At 55.1% G+C, this 21456-nt stretch carries 17 protein-coding genes; 9 read left to right on the top strand and 8 right to left on the bottom strand.

Annotation, left to right across the window (positions count from 1 at the left end; translation table 11 throughout):
* Positions 1–2: 2 nt before the first annotated feature.
* Complete coding sequence (locus ACRCWW_RS05375) at positions 3–1352, bottom strand: MFS transporter (protein WP_438681488.1); 1350 nt, start codon at positions 1350–1352, stop codon at positions 3–5.
* A gap of 260 nt (positions 1353–1612) precedes the next feature.
* Positions 1613–2149, bottom strand: coding sequence for a hypoxanthine phosphoribosyltransferase (gene hpt / locus ACRCWW_RS05370; RefSeq protein WP_438681487.1), 537 nt, complete (start codon positions 2147–2149; stop codon positions 1613–1615).
* A gap of 207 nt (positions 2150–2356) precedes the next feature.
* Between hpt and ACRCWW_RS05365 the strand changes: the two genes are divergently transcribed.
* Positions 2357–4735, top strand: a complete 2379-nt coding sequence (locus tag ACRCWW_RS05365; protein ID WP_438681486.1) for a glucose/quinate/shikimate family membrane-bound PQQ-dependent dehydrogenase — start codon at positions 2357–2359, stop codon at positions 4733–4735.
* Between the two features lie 149 nt (positions 4736–4884).
* On the opposite strand, the gene cueO is transcribed toward ACRCWW_RS05365, so the two are convergent.
* The gene (gene cueO / locus ACRCWW_RS05360) at positions 4885–6450 is read right to left on the bottom strand and encodes a multicopper oxidase CueO (RefSeq protein WP_438681485.1); all 1566 of its coding nucleotides are present in this window, start codon (positions 6448–6450) and stop codon (positions 4885–4887) included.
* 143 nt (positions 6451–6593) lie between these two features.
* On the opposite strand from cueO, the gene ACRCWW_RS05355 reads away from it, so the two are divergent.
* The 3 genes from ACRCWW_RS05355 to speD all read left to right on the top strand — a co-directional run bounded on the left by ACRCWW_RS05355 (position 6594) and on the right by speD (position 8717).
* Positions 6594–6941, top strand: coding sequence for a YacC family pilotin-like protein (locus tag ACRCWW_RS05355; protein WP_330984820.1), 348 nt, complete (start codon positions 6594–6596; stop codon positions 6939–6941).
* 109 nt (positions 6942–7050) lie between these two features.
* Complete coding sequence (gene speE / locus ACRCWW_RS05350) at positions 7051–7908, top strand: polyamine aminopropyltransferase (RefSeq protein ID WP_438681484.1); 858 nt, start codon at positions 7051–7053, stop codon at positions 7906–7908.
* 14 nt (positions 7909–7922) lie between these two features.
* Positions 7923–8717, top strand: coding sequence for an adenosylmethionine decarboxylase (gene speD, locus ACRCWW_RS05345; RefSeq protein ID WP_438681483.1), 795 nt, complete (start codon positions 7923–7925; stop codon positions 8715–8717).
* Positions 8718–8748: 31 nt separating this feature from the next.
* On the opposite strand, the gene yacL is transcribed toward speD, so the two are convergent.
* The gene (yacL, locus tag ACRCWW_RS05340) at positions 8749–9111 is read right to left on the bottom strand and encodes a protein YacL (RefSeq protein WP_438681482.1); all 363 of its coding nucleotides are present in this window, start codon (positions 9109–9111) and stop codon (positions 8749–8751) included.
* Between the two features lie 187 nt (positions 9112–9298).
* A complete protein-coding gene (gene acnB / locus ACRCWW_RS05335) occupies positions 9299–11896 on the bottom strand; it encodes a bifunctional aconitate hydratase 2/2-methylisocitrate dehydratase (protein WP_438681481.1) in 2598 nt (865 codons plus the stop codon).
* A 358-nt stretch (positions 11897–12254) separates the two neighbouring features.
* Between acnB and ACRCWW_RS05330 the strand changes: the two genes are divergently transcribed.
* From ACRCWW_RS05330 to ACRCWW_RS05310, 5 genes are all read left to right on the top strand, one after another.
* Positions 12255–13889: a DUF3300 domain-containing protein gene (locus ACRCWW_RS05330; protein WP_438681480.1), complete on the top strand. Its 1635-nt coding sequence runs from the start codon at positions 12255–12257 to the stop codon at positions 13887–13889.
* A 9-nt stretch (positions 13890–13898) separates the two neighbouring features.
* On the top strand, positions 13899–14693 hold the full coding sequence (locus ACRCWW_RS05325; RefSeq protein ID WP_438681479.1) for a DUF2950 family protein: 795 nt from the start codon (positions 13899–13901) through the stop codon (positions 14691–14693).
* 186 nt (positions 14694–14879) lie between these two features.
* Entirely contained in the window at positions 14880–16184 is a 1305-nt protein-coding gene (locus tag ACRCWW_RS05320; protein WP_438681478.1) for a sensor histidine kinase, read from the top strand.
* Position 16185: 1 nt separating this feature from the next.
* Positions 16186–16797 (top strand): response regulator transcription factor, encoded by a 612-nt coding sequence (locus ACRCWW_RS05315; protein WP_438681477.1) that lies wholly within the window; start codon positions 16186–16188, stop codon positions 16795–16797.
* Positions 16798–16886: 89 nt separating this feature from the next.
* Positions 16887–17366: a GlcG/HbpS family heme-binding protein gene (locus tag ACRCWW_RS05310; RefSeq protein ID WP_438681476.1), complete on the top strand. Its 480-nt coding sequence runs from the start codon at positions 16887–16889 to the stop codon at positions 17364–17366.
* A 110-nt stretch (positions 17367–17476) separates the two neighbouring features.
* Here ACRCWW_RS05310 and ACRCWW_RS05305 read toward each other — a convergent pair whose 3' ends face one another.
* From ACRCWW_RS05305 to aceF, 3 genes are all read right to left on the bottom strand, one after another.
* Positions 17477–17749: a hypothetical protein gene (locus tag ACRCWW_RS05305; RefSeq protein ID WP_438681475.1), complete on the bottom strand. Its 273-nt coding sequence runs from the start codon at positions 17747–17749 to the stop codon at positions 17477–17479.
* A gap of 190 nt (positions 17750–17939) precedes the next feature.
* Positions 17940–19364: a dihydrolipoyl dehydrogenase gene (lpdA, locus tag ACRCWW_RS05300; protein ID WP_438681474.1), complete on the bottom strand. Its 1425-nt coding sequence runs from the start codon at positions 19362–19364 to the stop codon at positions 17940–17942.
* A 200-nt stretch (positions 19365–19564) separates the two neighbouring features.
* A complete protein-coding gene (aceF, locus tag ACRCWW_RS05295) occupies positions 19565–21454 on the bottom strand; it encodes a pyruvate dehydrogenase complex dihydrolipoyllysine-residue acetyltransferase (protein WP_438681473.1) in 1890 nt (629 codons plus the stop codon).
* Positions 21455–21456 lie beyond the last annotated feature (2 nt).

The following is a 21456-nucleotide window of genomic DNA, read 5'->3' as shown; positions in this document are numbered from 1 at the left end:
GCTTATTCCGCCGCGCGGGTTCTGAGTTCCATGACAATTTTTTCGCAATGGCTTTCTATAAGCTCATAGCGAAGAAGAAGAAAACTCATGGCGATAAACAGCGCTCCGGGCAACAGAGTAAAGGCCAGATTAATTCCGCCTGCCGCCATCGCGGTTTGCTCAACGTTAGGCACATAGCCCACCCACGCCAGAATAAAACCAGTCAGCGCTCCGCCAATGGCACCAGAGAATTTAAGCTGAAACATATTGAGCGAGAAAATCATGCCTTCGGCACGCTTCCCATTCCTCCATTCGTTGTATTCGATGGTATCCGGCAACATGCCCCCCAGGGTCACGCCCAGGATGCCCAGGAAAAAATTGGGAATGCAGTGCAGGGCAATTGCCCACGACACGGGGAGCGCTGTGACAAACCATAGCAAGCAGCAGGAAGCCCCTAATAATATCGCGGACCCCATACACAGTTTTTTCTTCCCCAGCCTTCGGACAAATGCCGTCGCAAACAGCGCCCCAAGCACGGTGACGAATGTTGATATCCCCAAAAATGTGGCCATTGCGGTTTCACTGTGGAAAATATATTTAAAATAATAGAGGCCAAATCCCACGCGTGCTGAAATAACAAAATTGAAGCAAATCCAGAATCCCATTAAAACAACCAGCGGGTGATTATGTTTTATCAGCCAAAGATAAAGAGACGGGGCATGGCGCTCTTCGTTCTCGGCAATATAATTCTCTTTCACGTTGACAATGGTGAGCATCGCCGTGGCGAAAAAGAAAAACGCATAACCCCCCGCAACCATCGACCAGTTTTTGTCGAATATCAGCAGAAGCGGAATCGTCACCAGACTGGCGATCCATTGTCCTGTCATCGCCCCGGTACGGGTCGTAAAGACCAGACGGTTACGCTGGTGGGGATCTTTAGTCACCACCGTCGCTAAAGCAAAAAGAGGGACATCAAAGCAGGTGTACGCCGTACTTAAGAGAAAATAAGTGATATAGGCGTAAATAACCTTTCCCTGTAATGAAATATCTGGCACGGAAAAAGTGGCAAAGAGCGCAATACTGCCCACCGTTGCCCCTAATATAAGGTAGGGTTTGAATTTGCCATACCGCGTATGCGTATTATCGATTAAAACGCCCCAGATAAGATCTGAAGCCGTATCCCAAATTCGGGTCACTAAGAATAAGGTTCCCACCGTTTGTGCAGGCAGGCCAACGTAGTCGGTGTAATACATCATTAAAAACGTGACAATCATAATAAAGATAAAATTATCGCCTGCGGCACCCAGCGTGTAGCTTATTAGCGTGCGGGGAGAAACTTTATCAATAGGGCTAACCTGATAATCGGTGCTCATTTTAGACTCCTTCTTTACTGGTACAGCAAAATCCAGAGTAATGAAATGAAACTTCGACGAGTTATGATTTCTTTCGATTCAAAGCCTACCTCGTGCCAGTCAGCCGACAAACTGGGTTATTTTGTTTCTGTGAGAGCGATGGCTTTGCAAATTGAAAGAAATGGAAAGATAAAGGCAGAAAAGAACAAGAAAAAATAAGAAAAGGGATGATTATGGGGTAATGGCGCTGTTCAAAGACAGCGCCCGTCACAGGGTGTCGGTTACTCGTCCAGCAGCACCACTTTGCCGACATACGGCAGATGGCGATAACGCTGAGCGTAATCAATTCCGTAGCCGACAACGAACTCATCCGGAATGGAGAAGCCGACGAATTCCACCGGCACCTCGACTTCACGGCGGGTTGGCTTATCCAGCAGCGTACAAATCGCCAGAGACTTCGGCTCGCGCAGGCTGAGGATTTCACGCACTTTGGACAAGGTGTTGCCGGAATCGATGATGTCTTCAACGATCAACACATCTTTGCCGCGAATATCTTCATCGAGATCTTTGAGGATTTTGACATCACGAGTGGTCGACATACCGCTGCCGTAGCTGGACGCCGTCATAAAATCGACTTCATGGGAGACGTGCACTTCACGGCACAGGTCGGCCATAAACATAAATGAGCCGCGCAGCAGGCCAACCAGCACCATTTCGCTGCCGCTGTCCTGATAACGTGCGGTAATTTCACGGCCCAATTCGGCGATACGCGCTTTGATCTCCGCTTCGGGGATCATCACTTCAACAGTATGTTTCATTTCACTAACCATCTGATTTCAGAGATAAATCTCTCAACCCCGTAACCATGGGTCTACGGCATTGATCGGCAAGCCATGCAGTATACCAGCAAATCGATTTCTTCGGTGAATGAGATAATAAAGCTCATTTTGTGATTCCGATCACACTTGTTAAATCCTATAATTAATTGCTACTAAAAAATTAACAACTTAGAAGGTGTGCTTTCTATGGCGGAAACAAAACAACAACAGACCGGGCTTCTGGTGAAGCTGACGGCGCTGTTTGCAGCCTTTTGCGGGCTGTATCTGCTGATCGGGGGAGTCTGGCTCGTCTCGCTGGGCGGCTCCTGGTACTACCCTGTCGCCGGGCTGGTGATGCTGGCCGTGACCACGATGCTGTGGCGCGGTAAGCGTGCTGCGCTCTGGCTCTACGCGCTGGTGCTGCTGGCGACCATGATTTGGGGCGTCTGGGAAGTCGGATTCGACTTCTGGGCCCTGACGCCGCGCAGTGACATTCTGGTGTTCTTCGGCATCTGGCTTATCCTGCCGTTTGTCTGGCGTCGCCTGATTGTGCCTTCTGCAGGCGCGGTTGCGGCACTGGTGGTGGTCCTGCTGATTACCGGCGGCATCCTCACCTGGGCTGGCTTCCACGATCCGCAGGAAATCAACGGCACGCTGAGCACTGACGTGACGCCTGCCGCGCCGATTTCTCAGGTGGCCGATCAGGACTGGCCGGCTTATGGCCGTAACCAGGAAGGTCAACGCTGGTCGCCGCTGAAGCAAATCAACGCCGATAACGTGCACCAGTTGAAAGAAGCCTGGGTGTTCCGTACCGGCGACCTGAAGCAGCCGAACGATCCGGGTGAAATCACCAACGAAGTGACGCCGATTAAAGTGGGCGACATGCTTTACCTATGCTCCGCTCACCAGCGCGTGTTCGCGCTCGACGCGGCGACAGGGAAAGAGAAGTGGCATTTCGATCCGCAGCTCAACACCAACACCTTCTTCCAGCACGTGACCTGCCGTGGCGTCTCTTATCACGAAGCAAAAGCGGATTCCGCGCCTGCTGACGTGGTGGCCGACTGCCCGCGCCGCATCCTGCTGCCGGTGAACGATGGTCGTCTGTTTGCGCTGAATGCCGATACCGGCAAGCTGTGTGAAAGCTTCGCCAACAAAGGCGTGCTGAACCTGCAAACCAATCAGCCAGTAACCACGCCGGGCATGTACGAGCCGACGTCGCCGCCGATCATTACTGACAAAACCATCGTCATTGCGGGTTCCGTTACGGATAACTTCTCAACCCGTGAAGCCTCAGGCGTGATTCGTGGTTTTGACGTTAACACCGGGAAACTGCTGTGGGCGTTTGACCCAGGCGCGAAAGATCCTAATGAAATCCCCAATGACGAACACAAGTTCAGCCTGAACTCGCCGAACTCGTGGGCGCCTGCCGCCTATGACGCGAAGCTGGATCTGGTGTATCTGCCAATGGGCGTGACCACGCCAGACATCTGGGGCGGTAACCGCACGCCAGAGCAGGAACGCTATGCGAGCGCGATTGTGGCGCTGAATGCCACCACCGGGAAACTGGCGTGGAGCTACCAGACCGTTCACCACGATCTGTGGGATATGGACCAGCCGTCACAGCCGACGCTGGCTGATATCAACGTGGGTGGCAAAACTGTCCCGGTTATTTACGCTCCGGCGAAAACCGGCAACATCTTTGTCCTCGACCGTCGTAATGGTCAACTGGTGGTTCCTGCACCAGAAAAACCCGTGCCACAAGGCCCGGCCAAAGGCGACCGTCTGAGCCCGACGCAGCCATTCTCCGATCTGAGCTTCCGTCCGAAGAAAGATCTCAGCGGGGCGGATATGTGGGGCGCAACGATGTTCGACCAGCTGGTCTGTCGCGTGATGTTCCACCAGCTGCGCTATGAAGGCATCTTCACTCCGCCGTCAGAGCAAGGCACGCTGGTGTTCCCGGGTAACCTGGGGATGTTTGAGTGGGGCGGTATTTCCGTCGATCCGAACCGTCAGGTTGCTATCGCTAACCCGATTGCCCTGCCGTTCGTTTCACGTCTGATCCCTCGTGGCCCGGGTAACCCGATCGAGCCACCTAAAGACGCGAAAGGTTCAGGCACCGAAACCGGTATTCAGCCGCAGTACGGCGTGCCATTTGGCGTGACGCTGAACCCGTTCCTGTCTCCGTTTGGCCTGCCGTGTAAACAGCCGGGCTGGGGCTATATCTCTGCCCTGGATCTGAAAACCAACCAGATCGCATGGAAAAAACGCATCGGTACGCCGCAGGACAGCCTGCCGTTCCCAATGCCGTTTACACTGCCGTTCAATCTGGGAATGCCAATGCTGGGTGGCCCGATTTCCACCGCCGGTAACGTGCTGTTTGTTGCGGCAACTGCGGATAACTATCTGCGTGCCTACAACATGACCAACGGTGACAAACTGTGGGAAGGCCGTCTGCCAGCCGGGGGCCAGGCAACGCCGATGACCTATGAAGTGAATGGCAAGCAGTACGTGGTCATTTCTGCGGGGGGTCATGGTTCGTTTGGTACGAAGATGGGCGACTATATTGTGGCTTACGCTTTGCCATAAATGCTCCCCTCTCCACGTGGGAGAGGGGCTGGGGGAGAGGGCATCAGGCCGCACAGCCAGTTTCTCCCCCCTCTCCCTAACCCTCTCCCTCAAGGGAGAGGGAATAAAACTGTAGGCCGGGTCAGGCGCTAGCCGCCACCCGGCTTTTTTTACACCGTAAACCCGAGCATCATTCCCGTATCTTCATGCTCTAACAGATGGCAATGCGCCATATACATGTGCTCTTTCGATGCTTCGTGGTCAAACTTCACCAACACTTCACTCACCGCGCCCTCCACTCTCACCGTATCTTTCCAGCCTGCGCGATGGGCCGCTGGCGGCTTGCCGTTCTCGGACAAAATACGGAACTGCGTCCCGTGGATGTGGAACGGGTGCAGCATCATGTCGCCTTCGCCTGAAATCGTCCAGCGTTCGAGCTGGCCGCGGCTGGCAGCAAACATCGGGTTCGCCATATCGAAGGCTTTGCCGTTGATGCGGTTGGCGTTATGGAAATCAAAGCCTTTGCCGCCGTGATTCATATGGCCCATATTGCCGTGATCCATCTGCATTCCACCGTGGCCCATCATCTGGCCATGATCCATCCCGCCCATGGCCTGATTGCCGTACTTCTTCATCAGCGCCTGCATGCCCATCATGTCGAGCATGGGGTCCATCGAAAGCTGGAGTTTGCGCTGCGTGAGCCCTTCCAGAGAAGGCAGTGCAGGCAGCGTGGCGAGGATATCCGGCAGCGTTGCCGAAGCCGAAATTTGCACGGGCTGAATGCGCATCACCGGATGAGGCTTATCAAACGGCGCAACCGCCATGCCCATCTGATTCACCGGCAGCGTTACCAAATCGAACGCTTTCCCGTCGCTGATGTCCAGCAGCACTTCGAAACGTTCGCCCATCAGCATCGGCAGCTCATTCAGCTTCACCGGTTCGGCGAGCAGGCCGCCGTCGCTGGCAATCACATACAGCGGACGATTATCACTGGCCGCCAGATTCAGCGAACGAGCGTTACAGCCGTTAAGCAAACGCAGGCGCAGCCAGCCTTTTGGTGCAGCATGCTGGGGGTAAATCGCGCCGTTGGTCAGCAAGGTGTCCCCAAACCAGCCGACAGCGGCGGTCATGATATCAAGCTGGTAATCCACTTCGCCCGCATCGGTAAAGCGTTTGTCCTGAATAATCACCGGCACATCATCAATGCCCCACTGCTTAGGCAGCAGCAGCTTCTGGATTTGCGGATCTTCAATCAGCACCAGCCCGGCAAGCCCCATCGCCACCTGATGCCCGGTTTTGCCATGCTGATGTGGATGGAACCAGCAGGTTGCGGCTTGCTGGCCGGGAGTAAACGTCACGCTTCTGGATGCGCCGGGCTTGATAATCCCCTGCGGGCCACCGTCCACCTCGCCCGGGATTTCCAGCCCATGCCAGTGAACGGTTGTCTCTTCAGCAAGCTGATTACGGATATCCACCGTCACCGCCTTGCCCTGTTGCAATTGCAACGCAGGCCCCAGCAGGTTGCCGTTATAGCCCCACGTTGTCGCGGTTTTCGTTCCAAATTGAGACTTCCCGCTTTGCACCGTGAGCGAGATGCGACTGCGGGCATCGGGGGTGAGCAAAGTGGGGATTGGTAAAGGTGGGCGTTCGGCGGCCAGAACGCTACGGCTCCATAACGGTAACGCGCTGGCGACCCCGACGGCGGTGGCTAATTTGATAAATTCACGACGTTGCATCTTCACTCCCTTTTGACAACTGGCGATTAAATGAGCTTAAACCCTGCCCTTACCGGAAGGTCAAGAAGAATCCCTTAATAAAGCCCTGCGCAGCCCTGAGAAGTGTGCTAACGTTGAATTTCGTGGATGCAATGGTAATTAAAATGAAGACGTTTTTCAGAACAGTGGTACTCGGCGCTTTGCTGGCAATTTCCTCTAATAGCTATGCGTTGAGCGAATCCGAGGCCGAAGATATGGCCGATCTGACGGCGGTGTTTGTGTTCCTGAAAAACGACTGTGGTTACCAGAATTTACCGAACCAGCAAATTCGTCGCGCTTTGGTCTTTTTTGCTCAGCAAAATCAGTGGGATCTCAGCAACTACGATACCTTCAACATGAAAGCGCTGGGCGAAGACAGCTATCGTGATCTCAGTGGCATCCGCATCCCGACTTCTAAAAAGTGCAAAGCGCTGGCGCGTGATTCCCTGAGCCTGCTTGCCTACGTCAAATAAGCCCCACTGAACTCACCTTTGCTGAAATAACGACCGTGCATCCACGGTCATTGTTAGCTATGATGTTGCGCCCATTTTGACGGGGTGTTAACGAAGGAGGGTTCAACCCATGACCGATAACAAAGTGTGGCATGAAACGCTGCACGACCAGTTTGGTCAGTACTTTGCCGTCGAAAACGTGCTCTACCACGAGAAGACGGATCATCAGGATCTCATCATCTTCGAAAATGCGGAGTTTGGGCGCGTGATGGCGCTCGACGGCGTGGTGCAAACCACCGAACGCGACGAGTTTATCTATCACGAGATGATGACCCACGTTCCCCTGCTGGCTCACGGCCACGCGAAACGGGTGCTGATTATCGGCGGCGGCGACGGCGCGATGCTGCGTGAAGTGACGCGCCACAAAAACATCGAATCCATCACCATGGTGGAAATCGATGCCGGCGTCGTTTCGTTCTGTCGCCAGTACCTGCCAAACCATAACGCCGGAAGCTATGACGATCCGCGCTTTACTCTGGTTATCGACGACGGCGTCAATTTTGTTAACCAGACGACGCAAACGTTTGACGTCATCATTTCCGATTGCACCGATCCAATTGGCCCAGGCGAAAGCCTGTTCACCTCAGCGTTTTATGAAGGCTGCAAACGTTGCCTGAACCCGGGCGGGATTTTCGTCGCGCAAAACGGCGTGTGCTTCCTGCAACAGGATGAAGCGCTCGACAGCCACCGCAAGCTCAGCCATTACTTTGGCGACGTTAGCTTCTATCAGGCAGCCATTCCGACCTACTACGGCGGCATCATGACCTTTGCCTGGGCCACCGACAACGAAGCCTTGCGTCACCTCTCGACCGAAATCATTCAGGCGCGATTCCATCAGGCTGGCCTGAACTGTCGTTACTACAATCCAGCGATTCACACCGCGGCTTTTGCTTTACCACAATACTTACAGGACGCCTTGTCCAACTGAGGGGGTGAACCAAATTGAAAAAGCTGAAACTGCATGGCTTTAACAACCTGACCAAAAGCCTGAGTTTTTGTATTTACGATATCTGCTATGTGAAAACGGCAGAGGAGCGCGATGGCTACATCGCCTATATCGATGAACTCTATAACGCCAACCGCCTGACTGAGATCCTCTCAGAGACCTGCTCGATTATCGGCGCCAATATTCTTAATATCGCCCGCCAGGACTACGAGCCACAGGGAGCCAGCGTCACCATTCTGGTGAGCGAAGAGCCGGTTGACCCGAAACTTATCGACACCACCGAGCACCCAGGCCCGCTGCCGGAAGCGGTCGTCGCCCATCTCGATAAAAGCCATATCTGCGTTCATACCTATCCGGAAAGCCATCCTGAAGGCGGTCTGTGCACCTTCCGCGCGGACATCGAAGTCTCGACCTGTGGGGTTATTTCACCGCTGAATGCGCTGAATTACCTTATCCACCAGCTGGAATCCGATATCGTCACCATCGATTATCGCGTGCGTGGTTTCACCCGCGACGTGAACGGCATGAAGCACTTCATCGACCATGAAATTAACTCAATTCAGAACTTTATGTCCGATGACATGAAGGCGCTGTATGACATGGTGGATGTGAACGTCTATCAGGAAAATATCTTCCATACCAAGATGTTGCTGAAAGAGTTCGACCTGAAGCACTACATGTTCCACACCAGACCGGAAGACCTGAGCGAAAGCGAGCGCAAGGCGATTACGGATTTGTTGTGGAAAGAGATGCGTGAAATCTACTACGGGCGCAATATGCCGGCCGTGTAAAGCAAAGGGGAGCAAGGACGCTCCCCGAGAGTTACTTCTGCTGCAAAAAGGCGCGATAGGCCGTCACCACCTGAAGAAAATCCTCTACGCCGCACATCGACAGGCTCTCTTCATCGTAATAGCTCATGCCCTCTTCCATTTCGTCGCCGGAGAATTCCAGCTGGTTGGCGCGCACCATCACCTCTTCCCCGTCCAGCCAGACCGTATATTCGTGCCCGGCTCGCTGCCAGGCGTTCTCTGTGCCTTTTACGGCCTGCGCTGCGGCTTCCACTTCGTCGAGCAGTGAGAGGTTCTCTTTCACTTCTTCGTTAAACCAGTGCCCTACCACTTCGTGGCCCATCGACATACGCACTTTCACCACCCCGGTGATGTCGCGCAGAAATTCGTAATCCATGGTTTTTTCCTCTGCAAAGCCATTGGCTTAATTATCGCAGATAGAGGGGAGATAAAAAGCGGGACGGGTGTCAGGAGTGGAAAATAAACCCTCACCCGGCCCTCTCCCTGGAAGGGAGAGGGGGAAAATCGCTCAGAGCGATCCCCTCGCCCCTTTGGGGAGAGGGTTAGGGTGAGGGGTAAAGCATTTACACGGCAGTCTGGAAAATCACGCCGTCCGCTTTCTCGGTGTACTGAGAAAGCTGGTCGAAGTTCAGATAACGGTAGGTGTCTACCGCGGTCTTATCAACCTGCGCCATAAACGTTTGGTACTCTTCCGGCGTTGGCAGTTTGCCAATCAGCGCCGCAACAGCCGCCAGCTCCGCAGAGGCCAGATAGACGTTTGCGCCGGTACCCAGACGGTTCGGGAAGTTACGGGTTGACGTGGACACCACTGTCGCACCATCTGCCACGCGCGCCTGGTTACCCATGCACAGGGAGCAGCCCGGGATCTCGATACGCGCACCGCTCTTACCGAAGACGCTGTAATAACCTTCTTCTGTCAGCTGTGCGGCATCCATACGGGTTGGCGGTGCCACCCACAGACGGGTCGGCAACTGGCCTTTGTGCGTATCCAGCAGTTTACCCGCGGCACGGAAGTGACCGATGTTGGTCATGCAGGAACCGATGAACACTTCGTCAATCTTGTCGCCCTGTACGTCAGACAGCAGACGAGCGTCGTCCGGATCGTTTGGCGCACACAGGATTGGCTCTTTGATATCCGCCAGATCGATGTCGATCACCGCCGCGTATTCTGCGTCAACATCAGCTTCGAGCAGCTGCGGGTCAGCCAGCCATTTTTCCATGCCCTGGATACGACGCTCCAGCGTACGACGGTCGCCGTAGCCTTCCGCAATCATCCACTTCAGCAGCACGATGTTGGAGTTCAGGTACTCTTCAATCGGCGCCTGGTTCAGTTTGATGGTACAACCCGCCGCTGAACGCTCAGCAGACGCATCCGTCAGTTCGAAGGCTTGCTCGACTTTCAGATCCGGCAGACCTTCAATCTCCAGAATGCGGCCAGAGAAGATGTTCTTTTTGCCTTTCTTCTCAACGGTCAGAAGGCCCTGTTTGATGGCATACAGCGGGATCGCATGCACGAGGTCACGCAGGGTGATGCCCGGCTGCATTTTGCCTTTGAAGCGCACCAGCACGGATTCCGGCATATCAAGAGGCATAACGCCTGTCGCAGCAGCAAACGCCACCAGACCAGAACCAGCCGGGAAGGAGATACCGATTGGGAAACGGGTGTGGGAGTCACCACCAGTCCCTACGGTATCTGGCAGCAGCATACGGTTCAGCCAGGAGTGGATGACGCCGTCACCTGGACGCAGCGATACGCCGCCACGGTTCATGATGAAGTCTGGCAGGGTGTGGTGAGTGGTCACGTCAACCGGCTTAGGATAAGCGGCGGTGTGACAGAAAGACTGCATCACCAGATCGGCAGAGAAGCCCAGGCACGCCAGATCTTTCAGTTCATCACGGGTCATTGGGCCAGTGGTGTCCTGAGAACCGACGGAAGTCATCTTCGGCTCGCAGTACGCGCCCGGACGAATACCGGCTACGCCGCAAGCGCGACCAACCATTTTCTGTGCCAGGGAGTAACCACGGTTGCTTTCGGCAACGTCTTTCGCGTGACGGAATACGTCGCTGTGCGGCAGACCCAGCGCTTCACGCGCTTTGGTGGTCAGGCCACGGCCGATGATCAGTGGAATACGGCCACCGGCGCGCACTTCGTCAATCAGCACGTCAGTTTTCAGCTCGAAGCTTGCCAGCAGTTCGTTGGTTTCGTGGTTGCGCACTTCGCCCTTGAACGGGTAAACGTCAATCACGTCGCCCATGTTCAGGTTGTTCACGTCCACCTCGATTGGCAGCGCGCCCGCATCTTCCATAGTGTTGAAGAAGATTGGCGCAATTTTGCCACCGAGGCACAGGCCGCCACCGCGCTTGTTTGGCACGTGTGGAATGTCGTCGCCCATGAACCACAGCACGGAGTTGGTTGCGGATTTACGGGAAGAACCGGTACCGACCACATCACCTACGTAGGCCAGAGGGAAGCCTTTTTTCTGCAACGCTTCGATCTGCTTGATCGGGCCGACAGCGCCTGGCTGATCGGGCTCAATCCCTTCACGGGCGTTTTTCAGCATCGCCAGCGCGTGCAGTGGGATATCCGGGCGAGACCAGGCATCCGGCGCCGGAGAGAGGTCATCGGTGTTGGTTTCGCCCGTCACTTTAAAGACGGTGACGGTGATTTTCTCTGCCAGGGCTGGACGGCTCTGGAACCATTCGGCATCGGCCCAGGACTGCATAACCTGTTTCGCGTAGCTGTTGCCCGCTTTGGCTTTTTCTTCCACATCGTAGAAGTTGTCGAACATCAGCAGCGTGTGAGACAGGGCTTTCGCGGCAATCGGGGCCAGCGTAGCGCTGTCCAGCGCGTCAATCAGAGGATGGATATTGTAACCACCCTGCATGGTGCCCAGCAGTTCGATTGCTTTTTCAGGGGTCACCAGAGGGGAAGTGGCTTCGCCTTTGGCGACAGCAGCAAGGAATCCGGCTTTCACATAGGCGGCTTCATCGACGCCTGGCGGGACACGGTTGATTAAAAGGTCTAACAGGAATTCTTCTTCGCCAGCAGGCGGGGCTTTCAGCAGCTCGACGAGTGCGGCCATTTGGGTTGCGTCTATTGGTTTTGCAACAATTCCCTCGGCGGCACGTTCAGCTACGTGCTTACGGTATTCTTCTAGCACGACGGTATCTCCTCACTCTCATTGTCATATGCGGCCGGCGTTCTCTTCACGCTCCTGTGAGACAGCAGTTTGTAGGGTAAATGCCCGATACCGCGACGGGCAGCATAGCAGGATTTGCAGGGGGTGTTAATCTGTTTACAAAAAAGCAACATTAAAATTTTGCTGAATCGTTAAGGTCAGAATAAAGCGGGTTGAAAGGTTTTTTATAAACATAAAAATCTTATCTGCTTACAGACTTCCCGCCGCGATCCCAACTAAAGTCAAAAATGAAAAATAAGTCCCCCTATACTCCCGTCATCATTGCTATTTTCGGCAATACTCTCTGAATCAGGCCAAATTTTTGCGCCAGGAGACCACAATGACGTTGCCCTTCAAGCCCCATATTCTTGCGCTGATTTGCAGCGCTGGGTTGCTCGCCGCATCGGGAACTCTGTATGTCCAGAGCCGTGCGGCAGATGCGCCTCCGCAGCCTGCTCCTGTCGTCGCACAACCGGCGGCCCCCGCTCAGCCAGCGGCTCCCGTCGCGGCACAGCCCGCTGCGGCCCCGACTTATACCGATGCACAAATCGATCAGTGGGTCGCGCCGATTGCGCTCTACCCTGACAATCTGCTGTCGCAGGTGTTGATGGCTTCCACTTACCCGAGCAACGTGCTGCAAGCCGTCCAATGGTCGCAGGATAACCCTTCGATGCAGGGCGATGCCGCCGTGCAGGCCGTGGCGAATCAACCGTGGGACCCAAGCGTGAAATCGCTGGTCGCCTTCCCGGCGCTGCTGTCCTTAATGGGTGAGAACCCGCAGTGGGTGCAGGATTTAGGCAATGCGTTTCTGGCGCAGCCACAGGATGTCATGGATGAAGTGCAGAAGCTGCGTAACATCGCTCAGCAAACCGGCACCCTGAAATCCTCGCCGCAGCAAAAAGTTACCACCACCAAAGTGGCTGCACCGCCACCACCGACATCTGGCACGACAACCACCACCACCACAACAACCACGCCAGCCCCGACGACACAAGTCATCAAGATTGAGTCTGCCGATCCGAACGTGGTCTATGTTCCAACCTATAACCCGAATACGGTGTACGGTACCTGGCCGAACACCTCGTATCCGCCAGTCTATTTACCGCCCACCCCGGGCCAGCAGTTCACCAACAGTTTCGTGAACGGCTTCGGCTACAGCCTCGGGGTGGCAACGACATGGGCGCTGTTCAGCAGCATCGACTGGGGCCATGACGATTATTACCACCATGATGACGACTGGGATCACGGCGGCTGGCACGGCGGCGGGAATAACAACATCAACATTAACGTGAATAATTTCAACCACATTACCGGGCAGCATCTGACGGGCAACAACGTGAACTGGCAGCACAACCCGACGTTCCGCAGTAACGTGCCGTACCCGAACAACAATGTGGCGCAGCGCTTCCATCAGACCAATGTGGCGGGCGGCCTGAGCGCAACACAGCACGCGCCAGTCAACCGGGATAACCAGCGTGATGCGGCCCTGAACCAGTTCCAGAAAAGCACGCATAACGGCGCGGCGAAGTCTGTTGTAGCTGGCAGAGCGGCGACCGGCGGCACGCGCGATGCCCAGCGCAACAACGCCTCGCACCAGTTGGATAAAGTGACTCAGCGCAACAACTACCGCGGCTATGACGGTACCGCCGCCAAAGAGAAAGTAAAAAACCCAACGGCGCAGCAGCAACAGCGGCGGGACACTGCCAAATCTCATGTGCAGAACCCAACCGCCCAGCAACAGCAACGCCGCGATCAGGCGAAAGAACATCACGCCTCCGTGACACCCGCGCAGCATCAGCAGCGCCAACAGCAGGTGCAGAACGTGCGAGCCAATGCCCTGAGCGGCAATGACAGCCGCTCGCCATCCTGGGAGGCCCAGCGCCAGCGCGGCACCCAAAGCCGCAACCTGTCCCAGACCCACAGCCGACCACAGATCGAACGTGGTTCTCAACATCGCGAACTGCGTCATCGCTAAGGAGAAGCCATGAAAAAAATAACGATCGCCGGTCTGCTCGCCCTGTTCACCCTGCCCGCCTATCCGCAGCAGCACTTTGACACGCCGGACAAAGCCGCCACGGCGCTGGTCGACGCCATCTCCACGCATAACGAAACCGCCATGAACGAGCTGTTGGGCGATAACTGGCAGCAATATCTGCCGCCAGAAGGGGCCGATCCTGAAGCTGTTGCCCGTTTCCTGCGAGACTGGAAAGTAAGCCATAAAATCATCAGTGAGGGCGATATTGCGTGGCTGGATGTAGGAGCCAGTGAGTGGCAACTGCCCATCCCGATGCTGAAAACCGCTGAGGGCTGGCATTTTGATATGGCGAGCGCTGAAGATGAAATTCAGACCCGCGAGATTGGCCGTAATGAGCTGTCAGCCATTCAGGCGATGCATGCCTATGTCGATGCGCAGGAAGACTATTACCAGCGCTTCCAGGTCTACGCCGCCAGACTGCTGAGCAGCGAAGGCAAAAAAGATGGCCTGTACTGGCCCACTCAGCCCGGCGATGAGCCAAGCCCGTTAGGGCCAGCCTTCAGCCCAGCAGTGCCGGGGATGGGATATCACGGTTATCAGTTCCACATCATCCCGGACGCGAAAAAAGAGGGCTTTGCCCTGATTGCCTGGCCGGTGAAATACGGCGAAACCGGGATCATGAGCTTTATGATCGACCAGAATGACAAGGTCTGGCAGGCCAATCTCGGCGAGCTGTCAGCCCGAAAAGCGAAGGAAGTCAAAGCCTTTTCCCCGAAAGACCCGTGGCAGGAAATTAGCCAGTAATCCTTTCAGTGAACCCCGTATTGCCCGGCGACACTTCGTTTGCCGGGCCTACAACTCTCACGCAGGCCCGGCAAACGAAGTGCCGCCGGGCGTAATACGATCTCCCTCCCCAAAAACTTCCTGCTGACGCCCTCCCTGCTCCTCTGTGATACTACTGTTCAACGAACGGCGGATCAGGGAGGCTGAATGACAACAAAACGCGCATTTATTCTGCGAAGTGTGATTATCTGGCTCAGCGCCAGCGTGCTTTGCAGCGCCCTGCTTTACGCCGAGCAAATCCGCCGCCAGTACTGGCAGTTTGATCGTGCTTATACGCTGTTATTCAGTACCGTCAGCACGGCGCTCACGCAGAATGAGTCGGTGATCCCCATCCTCACTGGCGATGAAGACCTGACGCTGTTGCAACAGAAATTCCCCCAGATTCAGGCGCTGGAGAAAACCCACAATCGCCCGCTGGATGCCCCGCGCGTTGAGCAGTTCTCCGCAGAGCATTATTGGCTCTATAACCCCTACAAACAGATTCGGGTGCAGATAGATCTTGAGCCGCTGCTGCGCTCCTCTTCTCACTTCGCCAGCGTGCAGTTAACACAAAACGATGTGCCGCTTTCCTCCGCCTACCGCTGGCAATGGACACGCCAGTTCCCGCAGCATTTTCAGCCTTTCACCCTCAGCGCTGGAGCAAACCCGGAATGGAGGGAATTTTCACTTCTGCCCCATTTGCTGATCGCCGCAGGCTGGGCGATTTTCGTCGGGATGGGCGGCCTGCTGTTGTGGGGTCGCAGACAACAACGCAGCGATCGCCAGCGGGCGGATTACTATCAGCATGCCAGGCTGAACACGCTGGGCGAAATGAGCGCGGGCGTGGTGCATGAAATCAATCAGCCTTTAACCGCGACTCAGATGTGGCTGCAGGGTGGCATGCGTCAGCTCACCAACGGACATCACGAAGAAGCGCTGCATGCGATGCGCTCGGCGTTGACACAGACGCAGCGAATCAGCGAGCTGCTGACCCGTTTTCGCGCTCACCTGACCCAGGAAGAAGTGGCGATGACGAAAGTCAGCCTCGCGCAAAGCTGGCAACGGGTAAGCAATTTGCTTGAACATGAGCCGGGGTCGAAGCAAATCCGCATCACTCACGAACTGGCCGACGTACAGATTCAGGCCGACAAACTGTGGCTTGAGCAAGTGCTGCATAATTTGCTCAGCAATGCCATTCAGGTTCAGCAGGACAATGCACACGGCTGGGTGCATATTCGCAGCGAATCTGTCGACGATCGGGTGAAAGTCATCATCACAGATGGCGGCCCCGGATTTAGCGCACAAGCCCTTAAGCACGCGCTGATGCCGCTGTTCAGCGAAAGACCCGGCGGGCTGGGTCTGGGGCTGACGCTAACGGAATCGCTAATGACTAAAATGAACGGCACGCTACAACTGGCTAACTCGCCGCAGGGTGGCGCCGAAATCAGCCTGTGGTTTATCAAAGAGAACTGAGATGGAAAAGATTATCTACATCGTGGACGACGACGAGTCGATTCGGGAATCCCTCACCTTTCTGTTTTCCACCCTCAACTGGCCGGTGAAATGCTTCGATTCGGTGGATGCCTTCGCGTCTGCCATCCCAACGGAGGCCTGTATTACGGGCTGTCTGCTGCTGGACATGAGGATGCCGGGGGAAAGTGGCCTCAGCTGGTTTGAGAAAAACAGCGCCTCACACCCGCTGCTGCCGGTGGTGATGATGACCGGGCACGGCTCTGTCGATGCCTGCCGCCGCGCCTTTCGTCACGGCGTGTTTGAGTTTTTCACTAAGCCGCTGGATGCCGACCTGCTGATTGACACCGTGCACGCCGCTTTTGCCGAAAGTGAAACCCGACACCGCAAATGGCAGGAGCATATCGAAGCCAGGCAGCGTTTTGCTCAACTGACCGCGCGGGAAACAGAAGTGCTGAAGGAGCTCATGACCGGAGCCAGCAACAAAGAAGTGGCGACACGTCTGGATTTGTCGACCCGCACCGTGGAAGCCCACCGCGCCGCGATTTTTAACAAGCTTGACGTCAGCAGTCTGGTGCAGGCTATTCGCGAATACGACAAGCTGAACTACGTATAATTACCAGGTGAGCTGCGTATTCACCCGAATTACGCTTCTTTTGTCGTCCTGTTAGCATCCTCTTACAGACGACAAAGAGGACGTTCAGCATGAAAAAATTACTCATTTCCGCAGCCCTGCTGGCAGGTTTCGCAACCGCAACCGCCAGCGCTGAATCATTAAGCCAAAAAAATCTTTCTCTGACTCAGGCCAACAGCCTGGCACAGGAAGCCATCAAAGCGTGCCTGGCGAAAAACTATCAGGTTTCCGTGACCGTCGTTGATCGCGCTGGCGTGGTTAAAGCCGTACAGCGTACCGACAATGCAGGCCCGCATACCGTGAAAGCCAGTGAGATGAAAGCCTTCACCGCGCTCAGCATGAAGAATGCCAGCGGTAAAGTGATGGAAGCCGCGCAAAGTAACGCGGGCGCACAAAACCTGAAGGATATTCCAGGTCTGCTGCTGCTGGCAGGTGGCTTGCCGGTGAAAGACGGTAACGACGTGATCGGTGCCATCGGTATCGGCGGTGCGCCGGGTGGCAATCTGGATGAAGCCTGTGCTCAGGCTGCGCTGGATAAGGTGAAGCTTTAAGCACTGCCCTGCTTCATTGCCTGGTGGCGCTACGCTTACCAGGCCTGCAAAACCATTGGCAGAAACCTGTAGGCCGGATAAGCGCAGCGCCATCCGGCTTCTTTTGTCTGTCAGTTTGTCGGTGAAACCGCACCCGCTTCAGGGTGTGCTGGCGACAACACTTCTTCATCTGCTTTGATACTGCCAGAGTTCGCCGCCCAGACGCCTTCCTGGGTTTTGGTGATGTTCTGGTGTAGCCCGTTCAGGTTTTGCCCCACCGCCGCAATGTGCGTGGTCTCCGTACCGCCGCTGTTATCCGCCCATGGGATAACCGGATCATCGGCTAGTGCGAAGCCAGAAACCAGGGTGGTGGCCAGTACTGCTGTAGTCAGAAATGTTTTCATGATGCACCTCACTTAGGGTTTTTACGTAATAAGTTTAGCGCGTGACTATTTTCAGAGTAATGATCAGATGTTTGCAGATATTTTCGGAGAAATGTTTTTAAATAAATCACTTACCGCTTCGTTGCATCATTACTGGCAGGAGCAGGCATAAAAAAAGCGGCCCGAAGGCCGCTTGATACATCATGAAATCTTATTTCTTTTTCGCTTTCGCGTTCGGCAGGTCGGTGATGCTTCCTTCGAACACTTCGGCTGCCAGGCCCACAGACTCGTGCAGAGTCGGGTGAGCGTGGATGGTCAGCGCGATGTCTTCTGCATCACAGCCCATCTCGATAGCCAGACCGATTTCACCCAGCAGCTCGCCGCCGTTGGTGCCGACAATCGCGCCACCGATAACACGGTGAGTTTCTTTGTCGAAAATCAGTTTGGTCATACCGTCAGCGCAGTCAGAAGCGATAGCACGGCCAGAAGCAGCCCACGGGAAGGTGGCGGTTTCGTAGCTGATGCCTTTTTCTTTCGCTTCTTTCTCAGTCAGACCAACCCATGCAACTTCTGGCTCAGTGTACGCAATGGATGGGATCACTTTCGGATCGAAGTAGTGCTTCATGCCGGCGATAACTTCTGCGGCAACGTGACCTTCGTGAACACCTTTGTGCGCAAGCATTGGCTGACCGACGATATCGCCGATAGCAAAGATGTGCGGCACGTTAGTGCGCAGCTGCTTGTCAACGCGGATAAAGCCACGGTCATCCACTTCCACGCCTGCTTTGCCAGCGTCGAGGTTTTTACCGTTCGGCACACGGCCGATCGCCACCAGCACCGCGTCATAACGCTGCGCTTCTGCAGGGGCTTTTTTGCCTTCCATGGAAACGTAGATACCGTCTTCTTTCGCTTCAACGGCAGTCACTTTGGTTTCCAGCATCAGGTTGAATTTCTTACTGATGCGCTTGGTGAAGACTTTCACCACGTCTTTATCGGCAGCCGGGATAACCTGGTCGAACATTTCAACCACGTCAATGTCTGAACCCAGCGCGTGGTACACGGTACCCATTTCCAGACCGATGATACCGCCACCCATAACCAGCAGGCGTTTTGGTACGGTTTTCAGCTCCAGCGCATCGGTGGAATCCCAGACGCGTGGATCTTCATGTGGAATAAATGGCAGTTCGATCGGACGGGAGCCCGCCGCGATGATCGCGTTGTCGAAGTTGATCACGGTTTTGCCGTTCTCGCCTTCCACTTCCAGGGTGTTAGCCCCGGTGAATTTACCCAGACCGTTGACCACTTTCACTTTACGGCCTTTCGCCATACCAGCCAGACCGCCGGTCAGCTGAGTGATCACTTTCTCTTTCCAGGTACGAATCTTGTCGATATCGGTTTTCGGCTCCCCGAAGACGATACCGTGTTCAGCCAGCGCTTTGGCTTCTTCGATAACTTTGGCTACGTGCAGCAGCGCTTTAGAAGGGATACAGCCGACGTTCAGACAAACACCACCGAGGGTGCTGTAACGTTCGACGATGACGGTTTCCAGACCTAAATCAGCGCAACGGAAGGCAGCGGAGTAGCCTGCCGGGCCTGCCCCAAGTACCACGACTTGAGTTTTGATTTCAGTACTCATCATGACCTCTATGTTTTTCTATCCGGTGATCCCTGGTCTTATCGCCCATCATCCACCGGGACGTTCTATCCGCCCGTATTTTACAAAATTGTTAACAATTTTGAAACAACAAACGGCTCACGATTTGACTTTGATCGAATAACCTCACAAACCTCATGAGATTACCAGAAAAAAGCCGGCCGATTGGCCGGCTTTTTCGCTTACATCACCAGACGGCGAATGTCGCTCAACATGTTGTTGATGATGGTAATGAAGCGAGCACCATCAGCACCATCGATCACGCGGTGGTCGAAGGAGAGAGACATCGGCATCATCAGACGCGGGGTGAACTCTTTCCCGTTCCACACTGGCTCCATCGCAGACTTGGAGACACCGAGGATAGCCACTTCTGGCGCGTTAACGATTGGCGCGAAGTGAGTTGTCCCGATCCCGCCGAGGCTTGAGATAGTGAAGCAGCCGCCCTGCATTTCGCCAGCGGTCAGCTTGCCGTCACGGGCTTTCTTAGAGATAGCCATCAGCTCGCGAGACAGCTCGGTGATGCTCTTCTTGTTCACGTCTTTGAAGACCGGAACCACCAGACCATTCGGGGTATCAACCGCCACACCGATATTGATGTATTTCTTCAGCGTCAGCTTCTGGCCGTCTTCGGACAGGGAGCTGTTGAAGCGAGGCATCTGCTCGAGTGCTGCGGCAACGGCTTTCATGATGAAGACCACTGGGGTGAATTTCACGTCCAGTTTGCGCTTAGCGGCTTCGTCGTTCTGCTGTTTACGGAACGCTTCCAGATCGGTGATATCGGTTTTGTCGAAGTGCGTAACGTGCGGGATCATCACCCAGTTACGGCTCAGGTTAGCCCCAGAAATTTTCTGGATGCGGCCCATTTCCACTTCTTCGATTTCGCCGAACTTGCTGAAGTCCACTTTCGGCCATGGCAGCATACCTGGCAGACCACCGCCGGTTGCCGCTGCTGGTGCAGACTCAGCGCGTTTCACCGCGTCTTTCACGTAAGCCTGAACGTCTTCGCGCAGGATACGACCTTTACGGCCAGTCCCTTTCACTTTCGCCAGGTTTACGCCAAATTCGCGCGCCAGGCGACGAATCAGCGGAGTCGCGTGAACGTAAGCGTCGTTCTCAGCAAACTCAGATTTACCTTCTGCTTTCGCAGCAGGAGCAGCAGCCGGTTTAGCCGCCTGAGCCGGTGCCGGAGCAGCGGCCGCTGGTGCAGCAGTCGGAGCCGCGGCAGGCGCAGCGCCTTCCACTTCAAACACCATAATCAGGGAGCCGGTAGACACTTTGTCGCCAGTGCTGATTTTGATTTCTTTCACGGTACCTGCGAACGGCGCGGGTACTTCCATAGAAGCTTTGTCGCCTTCTACGGTGATCAGTGACTGCTCAGCGGCAACTTTGTCGCCCACTTTCACCATCACTTCAGTGACTTCAACTTCGTCACCGCCGATGTCCGGTACGTTAACGTCTTTCGCGCCAGAAGCTGCTGGTGCAGCGGCTGGAGCTGGAGCCGCGGCCTGAGCCGGAGCGGCAGCCGGTGCAGCACCCGCCACTTCGAAGACCATAATCAGGGAGCCGGTAGAGACTTTGTCACCGGTGTTGATTTTGATCTCTTTCACCACGCCCGCGAACGGCGCTGGCACTTCCATAGAAGCTTTGTCGCCTTCTACGGTGATCAGAGACTGTTCTTCGGCAACGGTGTCGCCCACTTTTACCATGATCTCAGTGACTTCAACTTCATCACCGCCGATGTCCGGGACGTTCACTTCTTTCGCTGCCGCGGCTGCTGGTGCAGCGGCCGGAGCGGCTTCTTTCTTCGCTTCTGCCTGAGCAGGTGCTGCAGCAGCACCGTCGGCGGAATCGAAAATCATGATCAGTTTGCCAGTCTCGGTTTTGTCACCGACAGAGACTTTGATCTCTTTGACGATGCCAGCCTGTGGAGACGGGACTTCCATAGAGGCTTTGTCGCCTTCTACGGTGATCAGCGACTGTTCAGCTTCAACTTTGTCGCCCACTTTGACCAGGATCTCGGTGATTTCAACTTCATCAGCCCCGATGTCCGGTACGTTGATTTCGATAGCCATTA

Origin of the sequence: Scandinavium sp., assembly GCF_051650185.1 — a bacterium.
Classification (GTDB): Bacteria; Pseudomonadota; Gammaproteobacteria; order Enterobacterales; family Enterobacteriaceae; genus Scandinavium.
This window is presented reverse-complemented; position numbering and strand designations above follow the sequence as displayed.

Excerpts from the sequence above, each read along its gene's own strand:
- ACRCWW_RS05355 (WP_330984820.1), top strand. The coding sequence starts at position 6,594 with ATGAAGACGTTTTTCAGAACAGTGGTACTCGGCGCTTTGCTGGCAATT.
- ACRCWW_RS05310 (WP_438681476.1), top strand. The coding sequence starts at position 16,887 with ATGAAAAAATTACTCATTTCCGCAGCCCTGCTGGCAGGTTTCGCAACC.
- ACRCWW_RS05375 (WP_438681488.1), bottom strand. The coding sequence starts at position 1,352 with ATGAGCACCGATTATCAGGTTAGCCCTATTGATAAAGTTTCTCCCCGC.
- lpdA (WP_438681474.1), bottom strand. The coding sequence starts at position 19,364 with ATGAGTACTGAAATCAAAACTCAAGTCGTGGTACTTGGGGCAGGCCCG.
- cueO (WP_438681485.1), bottom strand. The coding sequence starts at position 6,450 with ATGCAACGTCGTGAATTTATCAAATTAGCCACCGCCGTCGGGGTCGCC.
- ACRCWW_RS05320 (WP_438681478.1), top strand. The coding sequence starts at position 14,880 with ATGACAACAAAACGCGCATTTATTCTGCGAAGTGTGATTATCTGGCTC.
- yacL (WP_438681482.1), bottom strand. The coding sequence starts at position 9,111 with ATGGATTACGAATTTCTGCGCGACATCACCGGGGTGGTGAAAGTGCGT.
- ACRCWW_RS05365 (WP_438681486.1), top strand. The coding sequence starts at position 2,357 with ATGGCGGAAACAAAACAACAACAGACCGGGCTTCTGGTGAAGCTGACG.
- hpt (WP_438681487.1), bottom strand. The coding sequence starts at position 2,149 with ATGAAACATACTGTTGAAGTGATGATCCCCGAAGCGGAGATCAAAGCG.
- ACRCWW_RS05330 (WP_438681480.1), top strand. The coding sequence starts at position 12,255 with ATGACGTTGCCCTTCAAGCCCCATATTCTTGCGCTGATTTGCAGCGCT.
- ACRCWW_RS05325 (WP_438681479.1), top strand. The coding sequence starts at position 13,899 with ATGAAAAAAATAACGATCGCCGGTCTGCTCGCCCTGTTCACCCTGCCC.
- ACRCWW_RS05315 (WP_438681477.1), top strand. The coding sequence starts at position 16,186 with ATGGAAAAGATTATCTACATCGTGGACGACGACGAGTCGATTCGGGAA.
- aceF (WP_438681473.1), bottom strand. The coding sequence starts at position 21,454 with ATGGCTATCGAAATCAACGTACCGGACATCGGGGCTGATGAAGTTGAA.
- speE (WP_438681484.1), top strand. The coding sequence starts at position 7,051 with ATGACCGATAACAAAGTGTGGCATGAAACGCTGCACGACCAGTTTGGT.
- ACRCWW_RS05305 (WP_438681475.1), bottom strand. The coding sequence starts at position 17,749 with ATGAAAACATTTCTGACTACAGCAGTACTGGCCACCACCCTGGTTTCT.